We start from the raw sequence: 19519 nt of genomic DNA on the forward strand, positions 1-19519 counted from the left end.
GTTCAAAAAAATACCCACAACAAAGGCAGTAAGTTCATGAATTGCGGAAAAAAGCAGCTCGAATATTATGTAGCAGCCGCCAATAATCGTAGTCGAACGCCACTAGCAACACTATATCATGATTGAATATTACGTTTTCCACACAAAAAAAACCGATTTACGCAATCGGCTTGATCCATTAATAGTATGTTCGTGCACCGTGATTAAACGCCTATTTTTAGCGGGTTATCTTTTTCTTCTTTTTTTCTATCTTTCATGCGACTGAAAATATAGGCAAGAACGGAACCAGATATATTGTGCCAAACGCTGAAAATGGCACTAGGTACAGCGGCCAATGGCGAGAAATGGGCTGTTGCGATAGCTACACCCAAGCCGGAATTCTGCATGCCGACCTCCATGGCAACAGCTTTTTGTTTCGCTAAATCCATCCCGCACAAGCGAGCAAAGAAAAAGCCGAGAATAAACCCAAGAACATTATGAAGCACAACGACTGCAAAAATCATTAAGCCCGTTTTAGCCAGTTGGGCTTGACTGCCTGCCACGACGGCAGATACGATCAAAACGATGGAAATGACGGATACTAGTGGCAAAGCCTTTGCACCAGCCTCTGCCTGTTTTCCGAAAAACTTCTTAACGATGAATCCAAGCAGGAGCGGGATAATGACGACTTGAATGATGGAAAGGAATAATGATCCAACGCTAATGTTAACCCACTTACTTGCCAAGAGCAGAATGAGAAGCGGGGTGACGATAGGAGCCAGAATGGTGGAAACGGAAGCAATGGCAACCGCAAGCGCAACATTACCTCGCGCAAGAAACACCATGACATTAGAAGCTGTCCCACTAGGGCAGCACCCGACCAGAATGACGCCAACAGCGACTTCTTTCGGTAAATCGAACCCGATTGCTAAGGCAAAAGCCAATAACGGCATAATGATGAAGTGTCCTGCCACCCCAAGGGCCACCTCTTTCGGCCGCCGAAAAACTTCTTTAAAATCCGCTGCGGACAATGTAAGCCCCATGCCAAACATGACAATCCCTAATAAAGGGATGATATATGCCCCGAGCCATGTAAAGTGATTAGGGAAGATATACGCAATAACGGCAAATACCATGACCCATATCGTAAATGTTTTACCGGCAAATGTGCTGACTTTCTCTACTAAACCCATATTGACCTCCTTGATGTTTTAAAAATAAATCAATTATAGTTTATATTCAGAATATTTAAAACCCCTTTTACCAAATGTTCAGCAATGTTCAATATTAAAGATGTCCAGGTTTTTGCAAATCCTGACCTGAAAAAAGCGTGAATCTTGGATAAGTAGATTGGTAAAGATAAAAATATGGGTGTATTCCCGTTAAATCAGCAGGATGGCAGCCTTATTTGTACATGCATGATTTCCGTTATGAATGGATACCTCCGATGGTGGGTCAAATGCAAATGAAAAGAAAAATCTTTAAAGGAATAAGTGGATTTCCATGGTACTATAGAGCAGTGAAAAGAACCTATCATTTCACATTAACCATACTTAAAGGAAGGTAATAACCATGAAAAAGATTTCTTTAGATGTTTTCTTTATAGTAGTAGGGGCCTTTATATTCGCCTTGGCAATAAACCTTTTCGTTATACCCAATGAACTCGGTGAGGGAGGAGTCACGGGGATAACCATCATTTTGTTTTATCTTTTTGAATGGTCACCTGGGCTTTTAAGCTTGATCATTAACGCTTTCCTGCTCGTTGTCGGTTATAGATATTTGTCGAAGATCACGACCATTTATACAATTGTTGCGGTCGCATTCAACTCACTTTTTCTTCATTTAACGGAGAGCTGGACTATATCCTCCGATGAAATTGTCATCAATGCGATATTTGGCGGAGTGTTTGCCGGCGCCGGAATTGGGATGATCATTCGGGTTGGGGGCACGACAGCGGGTACAACGATCTTGGCTAGAATCACGAATAAATATTTAGGATGGAGCTTAAGTTATGGACTTCTGTTTTTCGATTTAATCGTTGCGTTCTCATCTTATTTCATCATTGGCGCAGAAGGTCTTATGCTTACAATCCTAATGCTTTATATTGGAACGAAAACGATGGAGTTCATCATTGAGGGCTTGAACCCGAAAAAAGCGATTACCATCATATCAAATGAAGCGGACCAGATTGCGAGTCAAGTAACCGTATTGATGGACAGAGGGGTAACCGTTTTTAGTGGTCATGGCTACTATACAAAAGCATCCAAGGATATTTTATATATCGTTATCAGCAAACAGGAAGTGCTCAAGCTAAAAAGAATCGTGAAGGCTACTGATAGCAATGCTTTTATTGCCATTCACGATGTTCGTGACGTATTTGGTGAAGGATTCCTCGATATTTCGAAGTCCTGAATGGAAACTAGTTAAAAGGGTTCCGGAATCATCTCCCTTCCGAAACCCTTTTTGATTTTCTAATTGGATCTGCTGCTGTTACTAGTCATGCTTTTTAGGAACTATAATGGAATCGAACCAAACTGTTTGGCTCGCTTTTCACACGTTCGAGGTTATTACAGTCTGAAAGTATAATAATATTTTGCAGCAAAACTATATATTCAGAATAATTTGTTATATTATGTAAGATAGAAGTCACATCCTGGGGAATGCAGCCATTAAATATGGAGGTGTCCAAGATGATCCTTTTCAAAGTGGACGACAGGAAGCTGGGCAAAAGCAATATCAAGTACAGTGTAGTTGATAAGGATACGAATGAATTGATCATCAGTGGTGTGTTTGAAGAATTTGGACAAGCGAGCGATAAATATTATGAACTGAAAGATGAATATGGATCTAGCAATGTGAAGATGGTATTGAAGTGAATGAGGGCGACCATTTGGTTGCCCTTTTTTTTTGGTAGAAACTACATAATGCAAATGGATGAAAGATTATTTATAATTATCACACATATAGGAATATTTGCAGGCTTCTGAATCATATAATGAGTTTGAGAAAGATTTCTCAAAACCTTTTTTGACAATAAACTACAAATTCGTTGTAAAGAATAGGATTAGGTGGTAATATAAAGCACATAATTGAAAACGTTTGCAAAGTGATTATGTGAGGAGGTGATGAAAAAGAGTGGTGATAGAACTGTAATATGGTAAATTGAAAGATTTTTATTTTCTTTTTTTATGCAAACGTTTTCTTAAAATTGCATGAATTTTATGAAAAAGGGAGAGTCGGTAGGTATGAAGCGTAAAAAATGGTACGGGGGAATCTTTTCTGTTTTATTGATATTTAGTGTGATTCTGGCTGGATGTTCTTCTTCCACCGGTGGGGACGGCGGCTCTAAGGATGATTTGACAGTTGATATATTTCAATTCAAGGTAGAATTCAAGTCTCAATTCGAAACATTGGCCAAGCAGTATGAAAAAGAAAATCCTGGTGTAAAGATCAAGGTATCGACAGTCGGCGGTGGAAATGATTACAAATCAGCTCTTACCGCAAAATTCGCTTCTGGTGAAGAACCAACTGTTTTTAACATTGGTGGGCCTGTTGATGTCGCACAATATAAAGATAGATTATTAGATTTAAAGGATACGAAGGCAGCGGGAGCAGCCCTTGATGGTACTTTGGATGGGGTGAAAGAGGACGGGCAAGTTCTTGGACTGCCATTCAACCAAGAAGGTTATGGCTTGATTTATAACAAACGGATCTTTAAAGAAGCTGGAATCAAGGCTGAAGAAATTAAAAGCTATTCAGCCCTGGAGGCAGCAGTCAAGAAAATAGATTCCAAGAAGGCTAAATTGAAACTTGATTCAGTTTTCGCTTATCCGGCAAAGGAAAAGTGGGTGACAGGAAATCATTTATCCAGTGTGTTTTTAGCACCGGAGTTCGATGGAAATGTATTGGAAGCAAGCAAGTCCCCGACGGTTAAATTCACGGATGGTGATAAGTTCAAACAACTTGTTGATATCCAAAATAAATATTCCGTCCAGCCGACAGCAAGTCTTGATTACTCCCAACAAGTGGAGGAATTATTCTCCCTAGAAAAGGTTGCAATCATTCAGCAAGGAAACTGGGTGTATAACACCGTCTATGAAATGGATCCTGAGCTAGCGGAAAAAGGAATTGGCATCATCCCGATTCCTAATGGCGAAAAAGCTATGGGCATGCCTGTCGGGGTACCTAACTATTGGGCAGTGAACAAAAAAGCGGATGAAAAGTTACAGAAAGAAGCGCAGAAGTTCCTAGATTGGATGTATACATCTGACAAAGGTAAAAAAGCCGTTTTGGAAGACTTCAAGTTCATTCCTGCTTATGAAGGATATGATGTTGAAAAAATCGCCGATCCAATCTCTAAGGAAATCTATAAATATTCCCAAGATGGAAACACGACTGGTTGGGTATTTAACGGATATCCTGTTGGTTGGAATGATGATCTTGGTGCAAGCGTCCAAAAATACGTAACTGGTAAGTTGACGTGGGAAGAACTAGTGCAACAGAATATTGAAAATTGGGAGAAAATCCAAAGTAAATAATTGTGGAGCATTGGCAAAAGACCAGTCGACATGAAAACCATGTCGATTGGTTGTTCCTGATTTAGGACAAGTCGCTTTGGGAATTGCTTCAATAAGCTTTTCTATCACTAATTTCATTAAAGCTATAGACCCTTTTTTCTACAATATTTCTTTCATAAGGAGGTCGGTTTCGTTGAGAAATCGGGATGCCGCATATTGGCTGTTTTTAACACCTGTTCTTGCAGCACTCATTTTGGTGGTGATCGTGCCGCTCATTTACGGATTTTATTATTCCTTTACGGATTGGAACGGTCTTGGTACCCCGGACTTCATCGGGCTCAAGAATTATATGGATCTGTTCACCGATAAAGGATTCCTAGATACATTTTGGTTCACGATTAAGTTTTCCGTTGCAGCAATTGTAGTCATCAATATCATTGGCTTGAGTTTGGCCCTTATCGTGACATCCAAGCTCAAATCTAGCAATATACTTCGGACAGTTTTCTTTATGCCTAATTTAATTGGCGGCTTGATTCTCGGTTTTATTTGGCAGTTCATATTCATTAAAGTTTTCGGTGCGATTGGAGATCTAACAGGCATTGAAGCATTTAATGGTTGGCTTTCAACGACTGATACAGGTTTTTGGGGATTGATTATATTAACATCTTGGCAAATGGCCGGATACATCATGATCATCTACATCGCCTATCTACAGGCTGTTCCTGAAGACTTGATTGAAGCGGCAAAGATTGATGGAGCAAACAGCTTCCAGCGCTTCCGTCATATAACCTTTCCGCTTGTGGCACCGGCATTTACCGTCAGTTTGTTTTTGACGCTGTCCCATTCGTTCAAAATCTATGATCAAAATCTCTCTTTGACGAACGGTGCTCCTTATAATTCTACTGAAATGGTCGCGATGAATATTGTGAGATCCGCTTTCACGGAAAATGACATGGCCTATGCACAGGCAAAAGCCGTTATCTTTTTCATAATTGTGGCGGTCGTTTCGCTGACACAAGTTTATATCAATAAGAAAAGGGAGGTTGAGCTGTAATGAGGGGAAAATGGAAATTATGGTTGATTGGATTCGTTGGATTCATTTTGGCCTTACTATGGCTCACTCCGTTTTATTTAATGCTTGTCAATGCCTTTAAAATGAAACGGGATATTTTTGCTGATACATTGGGGCTGCCTGAAACCTGGACATTCGAAAACTTCAGGCAAGCTTACGAGCAATTGGATTTCCTTAGGACTTTATTCAACTCATTACTGATATCGGGTGTGAGCGTCGTCATCATCATTATCTTCTCGGCGATGGCAGCATATGCACTTTCGCGAAACAAAAGTAAAATAAGCTCCTTGCTGTTCTTTGTGTTTGTGGCAGCGATGCTGATTCCGTTTCAGTCTGTGATGATACCGCTTGTTGCCCAATTCGGACAGTTTGGGATGTTGAACAAGGCGGGGTTGATTTTCATGTATTTAGGTTTTGGCTGCAGCCTCTCGATATTCCTTTATCATGGTACCTTGAAGGGAATTCCGCTCTCGCTTGATGAGGCGGCAAAAATAGATGGTGCAAACCGATTTCAAGTATTTTGGTATATCATTTTCCCGCTATTGAAGCCGATGTCCATTACAGTTGGGATCTTGAATGTCATCTGGATATGGAATGACTACTTGCTTCCATCGCTTGTTATAGGTGGCGCGGGGTCAGAGACCATTCCGCTTAAACTGTTCTTCTTTTTCGGGCAATATACGAAACAATGGCACCTTGCCTTGGCTGGCTTAACTTTATCGATCATTCCAGTCATCATTGCGTACTTTTTTGCTCAGAGGCAAATTATTAAAGGGATTGCAGATGGAGCCGTTAAATAACTATTTAAATGTAGGGAATATTAAACCATATGCGGTGAACGGGGAGTGGTGATGAAGATGTCTGTAACAATAAAGGACGTCGCCAAAAAAGCGAATGTCGCTCCATCAACTGTATCGCGTGTAATCCATAACAGCCCGACAATCAGTGAAAAGACAAAGCGTAAGGTACGCAAGGTTTTAAAGGAAATGGGCTATCATATGAATGAAAACGCCCGGAACTTAGTTACGAAGTCGACAAAGGCCATTGGCATCGTCATGAAAAGCTCAGCAAGGGAATCACTGTACAATCCTTTCTTCCCGGAGGTAATCCGTGGAATCGGGGATTTCTGCAATAAAGAAGGCTACAGTCTTTCCTTGACAACCGGTGAAACGGAGGATGCCATTTTTGAGGATGTCGTGAAGATGGTCCAAGGCAGAAGAGTGGATGGCATGATTGTTTTATATTCGAAGAAGGACGATAAAGTGGTCCCATATTTAATAAAGCAGGGATTTCCGTTTGTTTTGATCGGTAAGCCAAGTACGAACTTGAGTGGCATCACCTTCATTGATAACGATAATGTTCAAGCGGCAATGGAAGTTTCTGAATTTGTGATAGGTCTTGGACATAAGCGGATCGCCTTTTTAGGAGGCAGTCCGGAGTTTGAGGTGATTTCCGACCGTTTGATGGGATACCAGCAAGCGATGGATGCGGCCGGGTTGGATGTACCCCAGGAATATATCAAATTGATCCCTTTGAATCGAACGGATGGACTAAAGGCAATTGACGATTTGTTGGGATTAAAAGAAGCGCCGACCGCTTTTTTGGTCATGGATCTTTTATTGGGTGTTCTGCTGCTCGGGGTGTTAGCCGAAAAGAATATGAAAGTACCTCAGCAAATCAGTGTTGTCTGCTTCAATCACTCTGAATTCATTGAATTCTTAAGCACGCCGTTGACAACGGTTGATATCCATACGCATCAGTTAGGGTATGAGGCGGCAAAATGTGTATTCGATTTAATAGCAAACCCCGAAATGATGGAAAAAAACATTAGAATTCCTACAAAAATCATTAAGCGAGAGTCGCATTTTGCTGTAGGAGAAGAATTAAAAAGAAAAATGTAGAAATGTTTTACTAATAAAAGCTTGATTTTTATTAACTTAAATTTACAATAAAGATAATCAATATCATTTTTAATAATTCATACTATTTTGTTTAAATCAGTATGTTCAAATATGGAGTTGGCATCGATCAATTGAAACGCAAACGTTTGCGTTCGCGATAATGAGGTAGTAGGTAAGCAAACAAGGGAGGAGATTGTTCATGAGGGTTCTAGTATGGAATGAGTTTCGCCACGAGAAATCCAAGCCTGAGGTCGCCGAAATATATCCAGATGGAATCCATGGAGCGATTGGCGGGTTTTTACAAAGTGATGAAGTTGAGGTAATGACCGCTACCCTTGATGAAGAAGAGCACGGGCTAACCGAAGAAGTACTGAAACGAACCGATGTCCTCCTTTGGTGGGGGCATGTCGCACATGAAGAAGTTCAAGATGAAATCGTTGCAAGGGTCCACAAGCGAGTGCTAGAGGGAATGGGTCTCATTGTCCTTCATTCCGGACATTTCTCGAAAATCTTCAAACAATTAATGGGCACGACTTGCGATTTGAAATGGCGGGTCGCGGATGAAAAGGAACGGCTCTGGATTGTTGATCCCAGTCACCCGATCGTTGAAGGGATTGGAGAATATATAGAGCTTGAAAAGGAAGAGATGTACGGGGAGCACTTCGATATTCCAGCCCCAGATCAATTATTATTCGTCAGTTGGTTTGAAGGCGGAGAGATATTTAGAAGCGGTTGCACGTATCAACGTGGAAAAGGAAGGATTTTTTATTTCCGTCCTGGTCATGAAACATATCCGACATACCATAATCCGGAGATACAACGCGTTATTAAAAATGCCGTTGAATGGGCCAAGCCGGAACTTGGCATCGTAACGAACTATGGCAAAGCCGAACCGTTGGAAACCATCTTAGGCAAAGAGTTGAAGTGAGGGAGAGAGCGTAATGGGTAAATTGAAGGTAGGAGTCATTGGATGCGGAAGCATTGCAAAAAACAGGCATTTCCCGGAGTATGATGCACATGAGGAAACAGATATCATTGCCGTTTGTGATATTGTGCCAGACAGGGCGAATGCAGCAGCACAAAGGTATGGCGCGCGAGCATATACTGATTATATAGAACTTTTGAAAAATGAGGAGATTGAAGCAGTCAGTGTATGTACACCGAATTACCTGCATGCACGCATAACCATTGCGGCATTGGAGGCAGGTAAGCATGTCCTTTGTGAAAAACCAATGGCTACTTCTTTGGAGGACGCGGAAAAAATGAATGAGGCCGCAGCGAAAAGCGGCAAAATCTTAATGATTGGGCATAATCAGCGATTCGTTCCCTCACATCAAAGGGCTAAACAGCTTATTGAGAGCGGGGAGTTAGGAAAAATCTATAGCTTCCGGACTGCTTTTGGACATTCCGGGCCAGAAACATGGAGCATAGACGGACGAGAAAGCTGGTTTTTCAAGAAGGATCAGGCTGTCATTGGAGCGATGGGAGATTTAGGTGTTCATAAAGCTGATTTATTAAGGTATATCCTTGGGGAAGAATTTGTTGAAGTGGGAGCCTTTGTAGAAACGTCTGCAAAGGAAAATGCAGACGTAGATGACGGTGCGGCATGCATTCTCAGGACGGAGAGCGGTATCATTGGTACCCTTACCGCCAGCTGGTCTTATGCGAAGGAAGATAATGCGACGGTCATTTATGCGGAGAAAGCTGTCTTGCGACTTGAAGACGATCCGAAATATTCACTAATCATCCATCACAATAACGGAAAAACGGAAACCATCCAAATAGGAAGTATCCAGACCAATGAATCTGAAGGACAGCATGACTCGGAAGTGATCAGTCACTTTGTAAAATGTGTGGCGGACAATGAGGAGCCTCTTATTTCAGGTGTTGAAGGATTGAAATCTTTAAAAGTCATTCTTGGCGCGATGGAATCAAATGCAACCCGAAAAATCATCCGCTTATAAAGGGGTTAACGATCATCATGTATAAATTGAAAATGGGTATTATCGGTGCTGGAGGAATTGCCCAAAAACGGCATATCCCTGCTTTTCAGAAATTTCAAGATAAAGTAGTATTATACGCCATCCACGATATTGATGAATCAAAGGCGAGAGATGTCGCTCGCGAATATCATATCGAGAAGGTTTTCACCAATTATGAAGAAATGTTTGCAGAGGTCGATGCTGTCACGATTGCAACGCCAAACAAATTTCATGCGGAGATTTCGATTGCTGCCCTGCAAGCAGGGGTACACGTGCTCTGCGAAAAGCCAATGGCCATTACGACCGAGGAATGTAAGGCAATAACCGAGGCTGCCAACCTATCGGGTAAGGTGCTATCGACTGCGTATCATTACCGTTTCATGAAGGAAGCACAGGCCGCGAAGAAAATGATTCAGGCAGGGGAAATCGGAGAGCCCTATGTAGCACGTGTACAGGCAATCAGACGACGCAAGGTCCCTGGCTGGGGAGTATTCACGAGCAAGGAGCTGCAAGGCGGGGGAAGCGTGATTGATTACGGCTGCCATTTGCTTGACTTGGCTTTATGGCTCATGGATGATCCAGAACCGATTGAAATCGTAGGCTCGACATATAATTATGTCAGTAAAGGCGTCGATCAGGTCAATTTATGGGGCAATTTCGATGCCTCCGTATTCGAAGTCGATGATCATGCCACGGCGTATATCAAATTTGCCAATGGAGCATCTTTATTATTCGAAACATCATGGGCCGCGAATATCCGTGAAGAAGCAACGGTTTTGAGTTTATCCGGAACGCAAGGCGGACTGGATGTATTCCCATTAGTCCTGAATCAGGCTAAGCACGGCATGCTTTTAAACAGTGAGGCCGTATGGATGCCAGGGGAGGATACACCAGATCTTCAACAGGCGGAGAACTTTATCAATAGCTGCTTAGGGCTGGCGGAACCATTGGTGAAACCAGAGGAAGCCATGAAAGTTTCGAAAATAATCGAAGCCATTTATCAAAGCTCTGCAAGTGGGAAGGTCATGAGTATAAATTAAATAAAAAGGGTGAGGTGGAGCTTGTGAAATTAGGAATTTTTACGGTATTATTTGCTCAAAAATCATTTGAGGATATGCTTGATTATGTAGCAGATTCCGGTTTGAAAACAGTCGAAATCGGTACAGGCGGGTATCCAGGCAATGTCCACTGTCCCCTTGATGAACTGCTTGAAAGCGAAGAAAAACGCCAAAAATATTTGGAAGCCGTTGAATCAAGAGGATTGTCAATCAGTGCATTCAGTTGCCATGGCAACCCGATCTCACCAGATGAATCATTCGCTAAAGAAAGTGACGAAACACTGATTAAAACGATTAAGCTTGCTTCCTTACTAAACGTCCCAGTCGTCAATACCTTTTCTGGTACAGCTGGTGATCACGAAGGAGCAAAATACCCAAACTGGCCTGTCGCACCTTGGCCGAATGAGTATACAGAAGTGCTGAATTGGCAGTGGGAAGAAAAGCTGATTCCCTATTGGAAAAAAGTTGCAGCCATTGCCGATGAACATCACATAAAAATCGGACTTGAGCTGCATGGTGGCTTTCTCGTCCACACACCTTATACCTTGCTGAAACTGCGCGAAGCTACATCTGATGCAATCGGTGCTAACCTTGACCCAAGCCATCTTTGGTGGCAAGGGATCGATCCGGTCGGGGCCATCAAGATTCTTGGCAAAGCGGGAGCCATCTACCACTTCCACGCCAAAGACACATACTTGGATCAGGATAATATAAATATGTATGGATTAACCGACATGCAGCCATACGGGAAAGTCCAAGACCGTGCGTGGAACTTCCGCTCTGTAGGATGCGGGCACAGCCTGCAGGAGTGGTCCGACATCATGAGCGCCCTCCGTACATACGGATACGACTATGTCGTTAGCATCGAACACGAGGATCCGCTCATGTCAATCGAAGAAGGATTCCAACGCGCAGTTACCAATTTGAAAACGGTCCTCATCAACGAAAGCCCCGCTGATTTATGGTGGGTATAATACACGATATCAAGCAACCACAAGCAGGTTGCTTTTTATCTATGTCTTAATGAATGATTGCCTAAAAGATGTGCGAAGACCAAACTCGCGAGGTAAACTCACCATGATCTCAAAAGTAAGCATCAAACTATGTAGATACCGCGCTAAAATATGTGTTAGGAACGAATTCACGAGAGATTGCGAGAATATTGCATGGTAAATAAGACCATTCAAGCAAATAAAAGATGCCTCCTATTTTGGGGGCATCCCGCTTTTTATCTTTGCCTAGGCGTATAATCCAATTGCGAAAACAGTTCCATTCGTTCATCCTCGGTCAGGTCACGCCATTGTCCGAGTGCCAGGCCATCCAAATGGATGTTCATGATTCTGATTCGGTGTAAATCACGGACTTCATAGCCTAATGCTGAGCACATGCGGCGGATTTGTCTGTTCAGTCCTTGCATCAGGGTGATGTTAAAGGTATGTTTGGTCAATTGCTTAACTTTACAAGGAAGTGTTTTCGTATCCAAAATCTCCACGCCAGATGACATTTCTTCAATGAATGATGCGGTAAGAGGCTTATCGACGGTTACGATGTATTCTTTTTCATGTTTGTTTTCTGCGCGAAGGATTTCATTTACGATATCTCCGTCATTCGTAAGCAGGATCAGTCCACTTGAGTCTTTGTCGAGCCGTCCGATATGGAAAATGCGGAGTGGGTGATTGACAAAATCCACAATATTTCCTTTTATGTGTTTTTCCGTCGTACTGGTAATCCCAATCGGCTTGTTCAAGGCAATGTAGACATTTTGTTGTTCCACTTTTATCGGTTTTCCGTCTACACGAACATCATCACCTGGTTGGGCTTGACTGCCGAGCTCAGCTAAAACTCCGTTAATGGTAACCCGGCCTTCAGCTATCCATTTATCTGCGCCTCGTCTCGAGGTAATTCCTGATTCACTAATATATTTATTGATCCTCAACTAAAGCACACCTTTTCATTCGAATTTTCTTCTTTAAAGGATAACGTAAATCATGCTCGATAGACAAGGGTTGATGAGAATTTCCGTGTATTTATTACATGGTTTTCGTAACAGGGCGAGATGACGTTTTCTTTTTACTTGTCAAGTAGACACCGATGAAGACGAGAAGACCGCCAAGGATTTGGACGGTGGTGATCGATTGACCTACTATAAGGCTAAGAATGGCGGTAAAGACGGCAATCAGATTGAGAAAGACTCCAGCCTGGCTGGCCTTGATATGACGGAGCGATATATTCCAGAAAATGAAGGAGCCTACGGATGGGAAAATCCCGATATATAATAGACCTTCAAGGGCCCTCCCGCTTAAATGAATATTCAATCCAGAGCCAACGGCAAATGGGGCGACGAGAACCAACCCGAGAAATGCAGAGACGGCAGTGGCTGAAATGACCGGGATGTTTTTAAGTTTTCTAGCGATTATTGAATATAAGGTCCAAACGAGAATTGCCAGGAGCATCAGAAGGTCGCCTTTATTAAACTGCAGCTGGAAGATCTCCAGGATGTGTCCCTTCGTTAAGACCAATAATACGCCACATAAGGATATGATAAGTCCAATTGCATGATGGGATGAAATTTTCTCCTTTAACAGCAAGGCGGACACAAGGGCGATTAAGGCAGGGTTCATTGAATTGACAAGGGCAGCGTTCATGGACGATGTATAGGTAAGCGCCCAATAAAGGAAAAAATTATAACCGATGATACCGAGCAGTCCCAGTACTAATAGTAGTTTCCAGGCTTGCCATACACTCTTCCAGCTTGGCTTTTCAATCCAATGTGCTAAAGGAAATAATAAGAAAAGGGCAATCAGCCACCGCATGAAAGTTAGTTGTATCGGGGGCAGTTCCAATACGACGTATTTACCAAAAACGTAATTGCCTGCCCAAAATAAATTGGCCAAGATAAGAAATAAGGTAGTGGTAGATGTTTTCATCAGTGTGCCTCTTCTTTTATTTGATTAATATTGCTTTTGGCTAGCTTTGAATGGAAAAAAACTGCCCAGCTTGAGCCGAGCAGCCCTTCCTTATCTGTTAAAAGCGTCTCAAGCGAAGATGGCGCTGATTTCGGCTATTTCATCCATAGTAAGCTCGACTTCCAATGCCTTTAAGTTGCGTGTGACCTGTTCCGGTTTTTTTGCTCCGGGAATGAGGACATCGATCGAGTGCCGCGTTAAATACCAAGCTAGGACGACATCGGCGACATCGGCATTCTTCCTGTTTGCGATCGCTCGGACTTCTTCCACTTTTTGCAGGTTGCTTACAAAGGCCTGTCCTTGAAACAGGTGACTTTTTGCCCGTCCATCCTCGAATGTCGAGTCTTTATTATATTTGCCGCCAAGGAGACCGGAAGCAAGAGGGAAATAGGGAATGAAAGAGATATTATTTTCGGCTGTATATGGCAGTAAGTCTTGCTCTGCCTCCCGTTTGAATAGGTTGTACTCGGATTGCAGGACATCGACATAGCCGTCCTTATTCGCTTCTATCAATTGCTCGAACGAAAAGTTGGAAACGCCGATTGCCTTGATTTTCCCTGCATCCCTCAATTCCTTCAAGGCACCTACAGCTTCATCCTTTGGTGTATCTTCATCAGGGAAATGAATGTAGAATAAGTCAATATAATCGGTTTGAAGCCTTTTTAAGCTCGATTCGACGGCACTTTTCAGGAAGTCGGGAGAATTATCAAGGACGACTTTGCCATCGATGAATTTATGAGCTCCTTTAGTGGCAAGGACTACGTTTTCACGTTTGCCTGTGTCTTTCAGAATTTCTCCGATAAGTTCCTCTGATCGCTCAGGCCCGTAAATGAAAGCTGTGTCCCAAAAGTTAATTCCCTCTTCAAGTGCCGTTCTTAAGACAACTCTTCCAGTATCCTCGCTTAAATTGGGGAATAGGTTATGTCCGCCAATGGCATTCGTGCCAAGGCCGATCGGATTAACGTATAAGTCTGTTTTGCCAATACGGATTTGCTTTGACATACTGATTATCATCTCCTTTCACTCATCATAACAAAAAGTAGATGGGAATTTCCAAAATAAAGCAATATGAAGCGCGATAAAAATAAACGATAAAAACAATAGTCGCCTCACTTTTTGCCCTGATGAGCAGGAAAATAGTCACCAGTTGGCGAAATTTCATTTATTCAGGGATAAAGGAACCGGAATAACTCCCTATTATCTTTCTAACCGCAACTATATTATAATAGAAGGCAGAACACTAAAGGAGATAACACAATGTCTGATAATAAAAAGTTAAGCCTGGCGGATGCGGTCAAACAAAAACTGGCTCAAAAGCAAGCAGGTTCAAGTAAAGATAAACTGGAAACCGGCGTAGTGAAGAAAACGAAACAGCTTAAAAGCCAATTGACTAAAAAGCCGAATAACCAACGTAAGCGTACAGGGGTATAATCCTAATTCGTCAAGGGACAACGACTGTTCGGAGCTTATTAAAGAGCAGTGACCTTTCATGATGAAAAGGTGCTGCTTTTTTCGTATAAGGAGGAGTAAGGGGCTGGAGAAGGAATTCCAAATAAAACATTTACTCTCGAATATGGAAATGATCTCTTGATAACTGTTTGTTAAAATCATTACAATTCCGTTGGCTTCTGTTTTAAAATTGTAAGAGTGGTGACATCTTGTTACCATATTGTTTTGTTAAAATAATATTTTAAGGTTTTAACAATAATTTTCTTAACTAAAGGAATGTATAGACCTCTTTGCTCGGGAAGCTTCAGGAAGGCTTAAGCAAATCAGTGTTCATCCTTTAATTGAAAATATGAAATATATCGGGGGAATAAAGATGGACGAACGTCTAATCGAAAAAAAATATTATGAAACGATGATCGAGGATGCATCGAAGCATCCAATTCAAGCGTTGGGTGAAATGTTTCTCGTGGAACAAAAAAAGGAAAGAGCGGATTTAACCGCAATCCGGTATGCACAAGGTGAAGTGTACTTTCAGCACCATGACTATGAAGCAGCCATTTTTAAATGGGAAAACATAGAAGGAGAACTAGGCTCGTGGGCGAAGAAGAATATCGCTGATGCATATTTTGAACTGGAAATGTATTCAACGGCAGAAGATATCTATAAATCCGTCGATACGGATGAAGCGGTATTGAAAACGGAAGTTCTTTTGCAATTGTTTTCCCTTTACATAGTGGAATCAAGAAACGATTTGGCGTCTAAAGTCGTGAAGGAAGCCGTTGAGTTTCAACCAGATTACCCGAATGTTACGGAAATCGCACGTGCCTTCTTTGAAGAACAAAAGGACTGGAACAGTGCGGTGGTGCTGGCGTCGGATGAAAGTATCCGTACGCAATCCATGGGCTGGTTTGATGTGCTGAAAACATATATCCAGCAGGGTGTTGCTCAATCGATGGCTCCGGATTATTTTTCAACGGTACTAGGTTCGCTATATGTGCTCGACCAGGATCGTTTTGAAAAGATGACGGTTACCCTTTGGAAAAATTATAAATATACCGATTCTTATTTCGATTGGCTAAAAGTGATAAATAGCTTGATAGATTCGATTGAATTAAGTCAAGGTGACGTATGGGATGAGCTTACCATCCATTACCGGGATGCGTATGCAGGTCTTTTGGAAGGAACACATTTGATTAAGGATCTGAGTCCTGTCGTGCCAAGGCTGCTGGAAAACTGGCTGAAGATCGCAGATGGGGAGCTTTCTTTATTTGCAGCGGCTTCCGCGTTGTCGTGGAATGAAATTTTTCCAGATACCATCAACGCATTGGTCATCCAGGATGCCGAAAGTCTGCTGGCGAAGTCTCCTAAAATGGGAGGCGGGCTCGAAGCGGGTGAAAAACTTTTCAATGCGATAATCCAGTGGGCTGAAGAGAACGATTTAAAGGTAGGCAATAAGCTGAAGTGGATGGTCGAGGGGCTTAAAGAAACCGGGAACTTCAATCTTCTGCTAGTTGGGAGTGCAGGCAATGGCAAAACATCCTTCATCCAGTCCATCGTCGGCGAGAGTATTGCCGCCGAAGATCATTCGTCATTGGTCAGTGTTAAAGACGGAGATGATTTGGAAATCCTCGAAATCACCGATGCAGAGCGCAAGGCTGTTTTGGAATTGACGGAGTTGGATGAAACTCGCCGCCAGCGTGGGACTATTATCGATGTTACCCTTATTAGTGACTATCTGAAGAATAATCGTCTGCGGCTAATGGATACACCGGGATTCAATGGCGAAAAAAGCGTGGAATCGGATTTCCAAAGTTATTTGCATGGAAGTGATGGCCTGTTGTTCGTCCTTGACGCCCGGGCTCCTTTTACTGGCAGTGAACGAGATCTGTTATTGGAGATTCAAAAGCTAGCTCCGAAGCAGCCAATCCATTTCTTATTGAATAAGATGGATACGATATACAGCGATCAAGTGGCAGTAAGGATGGAAGACGAAACGTGGGATAAAGTGAATGCGTACTTCCCGAATGCGAAAGTATTTGCTTTCTCCAAGCTATATGATAACAAGCAGCAGTTGAAGGACCTTTCAGCATTCCTTCAGGCGAATTATCAAGATGGCAATTGGATGGAGAGAAGATCTGAAAAAATCCTTGTGTTCATTCGCAAAACATTAACTTATCTGTTGGAAAAACGGGCAGCCAACGAGCGGAAATGCGAGCATTCCATCTCTTGGAATGAACAGATGGAGGTCAAGCTGAACGGTGCGGTCAACCAGCTGGCGGATTTAGAAAAAGAAAAAAGTGAAAATATCGTAAGGGCGTACCGTTCGCTTAAAGATGAAGTGAAAAATCAGCTGTTTTCTAAAATTCCCGAATTACTGAGGGATTGTTCTAAATCATTAACGGAAAGCAGTGATTTCAGTCAGGTTCATATCGTGTTAAACCAGGAAATGAATGACCGGATTCAAGATTTCATTTCTGATAAGATCATGCCGCAATATTACCGTTCTCTTCAAGACTGGATTGCTAGCTCCCAAATGGAATTCTCACAAAGCCAGCAGTTTATGGATGAGATGAGTTCAGGTTTCAATGAATTATACAAAGAAGAACGGATCATGCTTGCCGGGGACTTCCGGGTATTGGATGACTGGCGCCGTGATGCGGACCGGATGACTAGCAGCATCCGCATCGAAAACGTCAATATCTTATTGCGCAGGACACCTTCGCAGCTGCTGCTTAAAGGAGCAGGAAAGCTGTTTGGGGCGATACCGCAAAATAAAGCCAATATGTACAATCGTTATAAGAAATACTTGGAGAGTGAAGATTACCTGGATGTAGCGGAGATGATCACGGAACGTTTCCTGACCCAATTCGGATTGTTTGAAAAATCCTTGGATCGGGACATCTCACTTTTCTATCGCAGTTCGTTTGCCTTACTGCAAAAAACGATAGAGCAAACGCAGACGGAAATTAAAGACTACCAAGCGGCACTAGAGCATATGAAGGAAAATCCGGAAGTTTACCGAGATCCTATCACGCTGTTCGAAGTGAAATTAAGACAGTTGGAAAGGCTTGAGAAAATAGAGAAAAAGCGCCTGGCCCAACTGCAAAGAAAATAAATAGTCATGATGAACATTTCAAATTTTCAAAAATCTATTGACTTTACGACTATATCCCGATAAAGTGTTAATTACGAAAACGTAACACAATATATCTCTTATCAAGAGTGGCGGAGGGACTGGCCCTAAGATGCCCAGCAACCGTTCCATTAGGAATTGGTGCTAAATCCTGCAAAACAGAAATGTTTTGACAGATAAGAGAGGGACAAGTCTGCAAAACAGCTGATTAAACCTCTCTATTACTAGAGAGGTTTTTTATTTTACGATTTACACCAACTTAACAGATAAGAATAATTAAATATTAAGGGGGAAAACAGGATGAGAAAATCTATTAAAGCTGCATTCATTACAGCTATCGCCTCGGCGTTGCTTTTAACCGGGTGCTCTGCAGGACAGAGTTCCACGGAATCGAAAAAAGAAGAAAAGGTATCGTTTGAAAATGTTCCTGAAAGATTTGCCGATGGGCAGGGAGCGAAGATTAAAGTGATCCGTAAAATTGGCGGAGACGATCATACGGCCCAGTACCTGGCTGGAGCGAAGGAAGAAGGAGAATCGCTCGGGCTACAAGTGGATACATACACTGCCAACGGTGATACGGCCAAGTTCCATGATGCGATAGCCCAGGCTATGCAGCAGGATTATGACGGCTATATCATCTCCCATGGGGATGATGCAGCGACAGTCAATGACGTTCAGAAGCTGGTTGATGCAGGAAAAAGCGTTGTCACCTTCGATTCAATAGGAGATCTATCCAAGATAGACGGTGTGACATTGACTTCACAGGATGATGAGGCGTTGGCAACACTTGCTTTGGATAAGTTGATAGAAGAACAGAAAGGTAAAGCGGCAATCGCTTATCTGTGGGTGGATGGTTTTCCCCCGATGGTGAGAAGAAATGCCGTCTATCAGGAAAAATTAAAAGAAAACCCTGGTATAAAAGAAGTCGAAAGGTTTGGGGTGGCATCTGCCGATACATCCGTTCAGACACAAAATGCAGTAGCCGCAATGCTGAATAAATATCCTAAAGGTAAATTGGATGCCATTTTCGCAACATGGGATGCCTTCGCGATTGGAGCAGCCCGCGCGATTAAAGAAGCTGGCCGGGATGAAGTAAAGATATACGGAATTGATGTATCCAATGCAGATCTACAGGAAATCCACTCAGCTGATAGTTCATGGTCCTACACGGCCGCAGTCGATCCCAAATTGATCGGTGCAGTGAATATGAGGATATTGGCCAAAAAATTAGCGGGCGAGGAAACGCCGCAAACATATGATTTAGAGGCTTCACTTATTTCACAGAAGCAAGTCCAGTCTTCAAAAGAAGCAGTAAACATGACGAACCTATCAGGCATTGTCGATGGATGGGGCAAATCCAGCGAGTTTGAAGAAGACTGGATGAAAGTCTTGAAGGCTCATTACAAAAAGTAAAAAGAGGCACCCTCGTTCTCATGAGGGGGCCGTTCAGGTTGGGGGGGAT

The 19519-nt window shown here is 42.5% G+C and carries 17 protein-coding genes and 1 riboswitch; of the genes, 13 read left to right on the forward strand and 4 right to left on the reverse strand.

The features are described from left to right. Positions 1-203 precede the first annotated feature (203 nt). Entirely contained in the window at positions 204-1172 is a 969-nt protein-coding gene (locus tag ASU00_RS13230; protein WP_057913946.1) for a bile acid:sodium symporter family protein, read from the reverse strand. 379 nt (positions 1173-1551) lie between these two features. Here ASU00_RS13230 and ASU00_RS13235 point away from each other — a divergent pair, with 379 nt between their 5' ends. From ASU00_RS13235 to ASU00_RS13280, 10 genes are all read left to right on the forward strand, one after another. Continuing rightward, positions 1552-2391: a YitT family protein gene (locus tag ASU00_RS13235; protein WP_057913947.1), complete on the forward strand. Its 840-nt coding sequence runs from the start codon at positions 1552-1554 to the stop codon at positions 2389-2391. Positions 2392-2669: 278 nt separating this feature from the next. Further along, positions 2670-2855 (forward strand): hypothetical protein, encoded by a 186-nt coding sequence (locus ASU00_RS13240; RefSeq protein WP_057913948.1) that lies wholly within the window; start codon positions 2670-2672, stop codon positions 2853-2855. Between the two features lie 369 nt (positions 2856-3224). Next, positions 3225-4517 carry an ABC transporter substrate-binding protein gene (locus ASU00_RS13245; RefSeq protein ID WP_057913949.1) on the forward strand — a complete coding sequence of 431 codons (1293 nt, stop codon included), beginning with the start codon at positions 3225-3227 and terminating at the stop codon, positions 4515-4517. Between the two features lie 172 nt (positions 4518-4689). Continuing rightward, positions 4690-5550 (forward strand): carbohydrate ABC transporter permease, encoded by an 861-nt coding sequence (locus ASU00_RS13250; protein WP_057913950.1) that lies wholly within the window; start codon positions 4690-4692, stop codon positions 5548-5550. Continuing rightward, complete coding sequence (locus ASU00_RS13255) at positions 5550-6368, forward strand: carbohydrate ABC transporter permease (protein WP_057913951.1); 819 nt, start codon at positions 5550-5552, stop codon at positions 6366-6368. Before ASU00_RS13250 ends, ASU00_RS13255 begins: the two co-directional genes overlap by 1 nt. 57 nt (positions 6369-6425) lie before the next feature. Continuing rightward, the gene (locus tag ASU00_RS13260) at positions 6426-7469 is read left to right on the forward strand and encodes a LacI family DNA-binding transcriptional regulator (RefSeq protein WP_057913952.1); all 1044 of its coding nucleotides are present in this window, start codon (positions 6426-6428) and stop codon (positions 7467-7469) included. A gap of 199 nt (positions 7470-7668) precedes the next feature. Next, positions 7669-8397 carry a ThuA domain-containing protein gene (locus ASU00_RS13265; protein ID WP_057913953.1) on the forward strand — a complete coding sequence of 243 codons (729 nt, stop codon included), beginning with the start codon at positions 7669-7671 and terminating at the stop codon, positions 8395-8397. Between the two features lie 13 nt (positions 8398-8410). Next, positions 8411-9433, forward strand: a complete 1023-nt coding sequence (locus ASU00_RS13270) for a Gfo/Idh/MocA family protein (RefSeq protein WP_057913954.1) — start codon at positions 8411-8413, stop codon at positions 9431-9433. Positions 9434-9450: 17 nt separating this feature from the next. After that, positions 9451-10491, forward strand: coding sequence for a Gfo/Idh/MocA family protein (locus ASU00_RS13275; protein ID WP_057913955.1), 1041 nt, complete (start codon positions 9451-9453; stop codon positions 10489-10491). A 23-nt stretch (positions 10492-10514) separates the two neighbouring features. After that, complete coding sequence (locus ASU00_RS13280) at positions 10515-11483, forward strand: sugar phosphate isomerase/epimerase family protein (RefSeq protein ID WP_057913956.1); 969 nt, start codon at positions 10515-10517, stop codon at positions 11481-11483. A 254-nt stretch (positions 11484-11737) separates the two neighbouring features. Here ASU00_RS13280 and rluF read toward each other — a convergent pair whose 3' ends face one another. The 3 genes from rluF to ASU00_RS13295 form a co-directional block, all read right to left on the reverse strand. After that, positions 11738-12445 (reverse strand): 23S rRNA pseudouridine(2604) synthase RluF, encoded by a 708-nt coding sequence (gene rluF / locus ASU00_RS13285; protein ID WP_057913957.1) that lies wholly within the window; start codon positions 12443-12445, stop codon positions 11738-11740. Positions 12446-12539: 94 nt separating this feature from the next. Next, a complete protein-coding gene (locus ASU00_RS13290) occupies positions 12540-13436 on the reverse strand; it encodes a DMT family transporter (RefSeq protein ID WP_057913958.1) in 897 nt (298 codons plus the stop codon). Positions 13437-13544: 108 nt separating this feature from the next. Further along, positions 13545-14477 (reverse strand): aldo/keto reductase, encoded by a 933-nt coding sequence (locus ASU00_RS13295; RefSeq protein ID WP_057913959.1) that lies wholly within the window; start codon positions 14475-14477, stop codon positions 13545-13547. 255 nt (positions 14478-14732) lie between these two features. Between ASU00_RS13295 and ASU00_RS25775 the strand changes: the two genes are divergently transcribed. From ASU00_RS25775 to ASU00_RS13305, 3 genes are all read left to right on the forward strand, one after another. Continuing rightward, entirely contained in the window at positions 14733-14906 is a 174-nt protein-coding gene (locus ASU00_RS25775; RefSeq protein WP_169792912.1) for a hypothetical protein, read from the forward strand. 391 nt (positions 14907-15297) lie between these two features. Further along, positions 15298-18039 carry a GTPase domain-containing protein gene (locus tag ASU00_RS13300; RefSeq protein WP_057913960.1) on the forward strand — a complete coding sequence of 914 codons (2742 nt, stop codon included), beginning with the start codon at positions 15298-15300 and terminating at the stop codon, positions 18037-18039. A gap of 95 nt (positions 18040-18134) precedes the next feature. Then, a riboswitch (SAM riboswitch) is annotated at positions 18135-18240 on the forward strand. 117 nt (positions 18241-18357) lie between these two features. Then, positions 18358-19470 (forward strand): sugar ABC transporter substrate-binding protein, encoded by a 1113-nt coding sequence (locus ASU00_RS13305; RefSeq protein WP_057913961.1) that lies wholly within the window; start codon positions 18358-18360, stop codon positions 19468-19470. Positions 19471-19519 lie beyond the last annotated feature (49 nt).

Origin of the sequence: Peribacillus muralis (assembly GCF_001439925.1) — a bacterium.
GTDB classification, from domain to species: domain Bacteria; phylum Bacillota; class Bacilli; order Bacillales; family DSM-1321; genus Peribacillus; species Peribacillus muralis.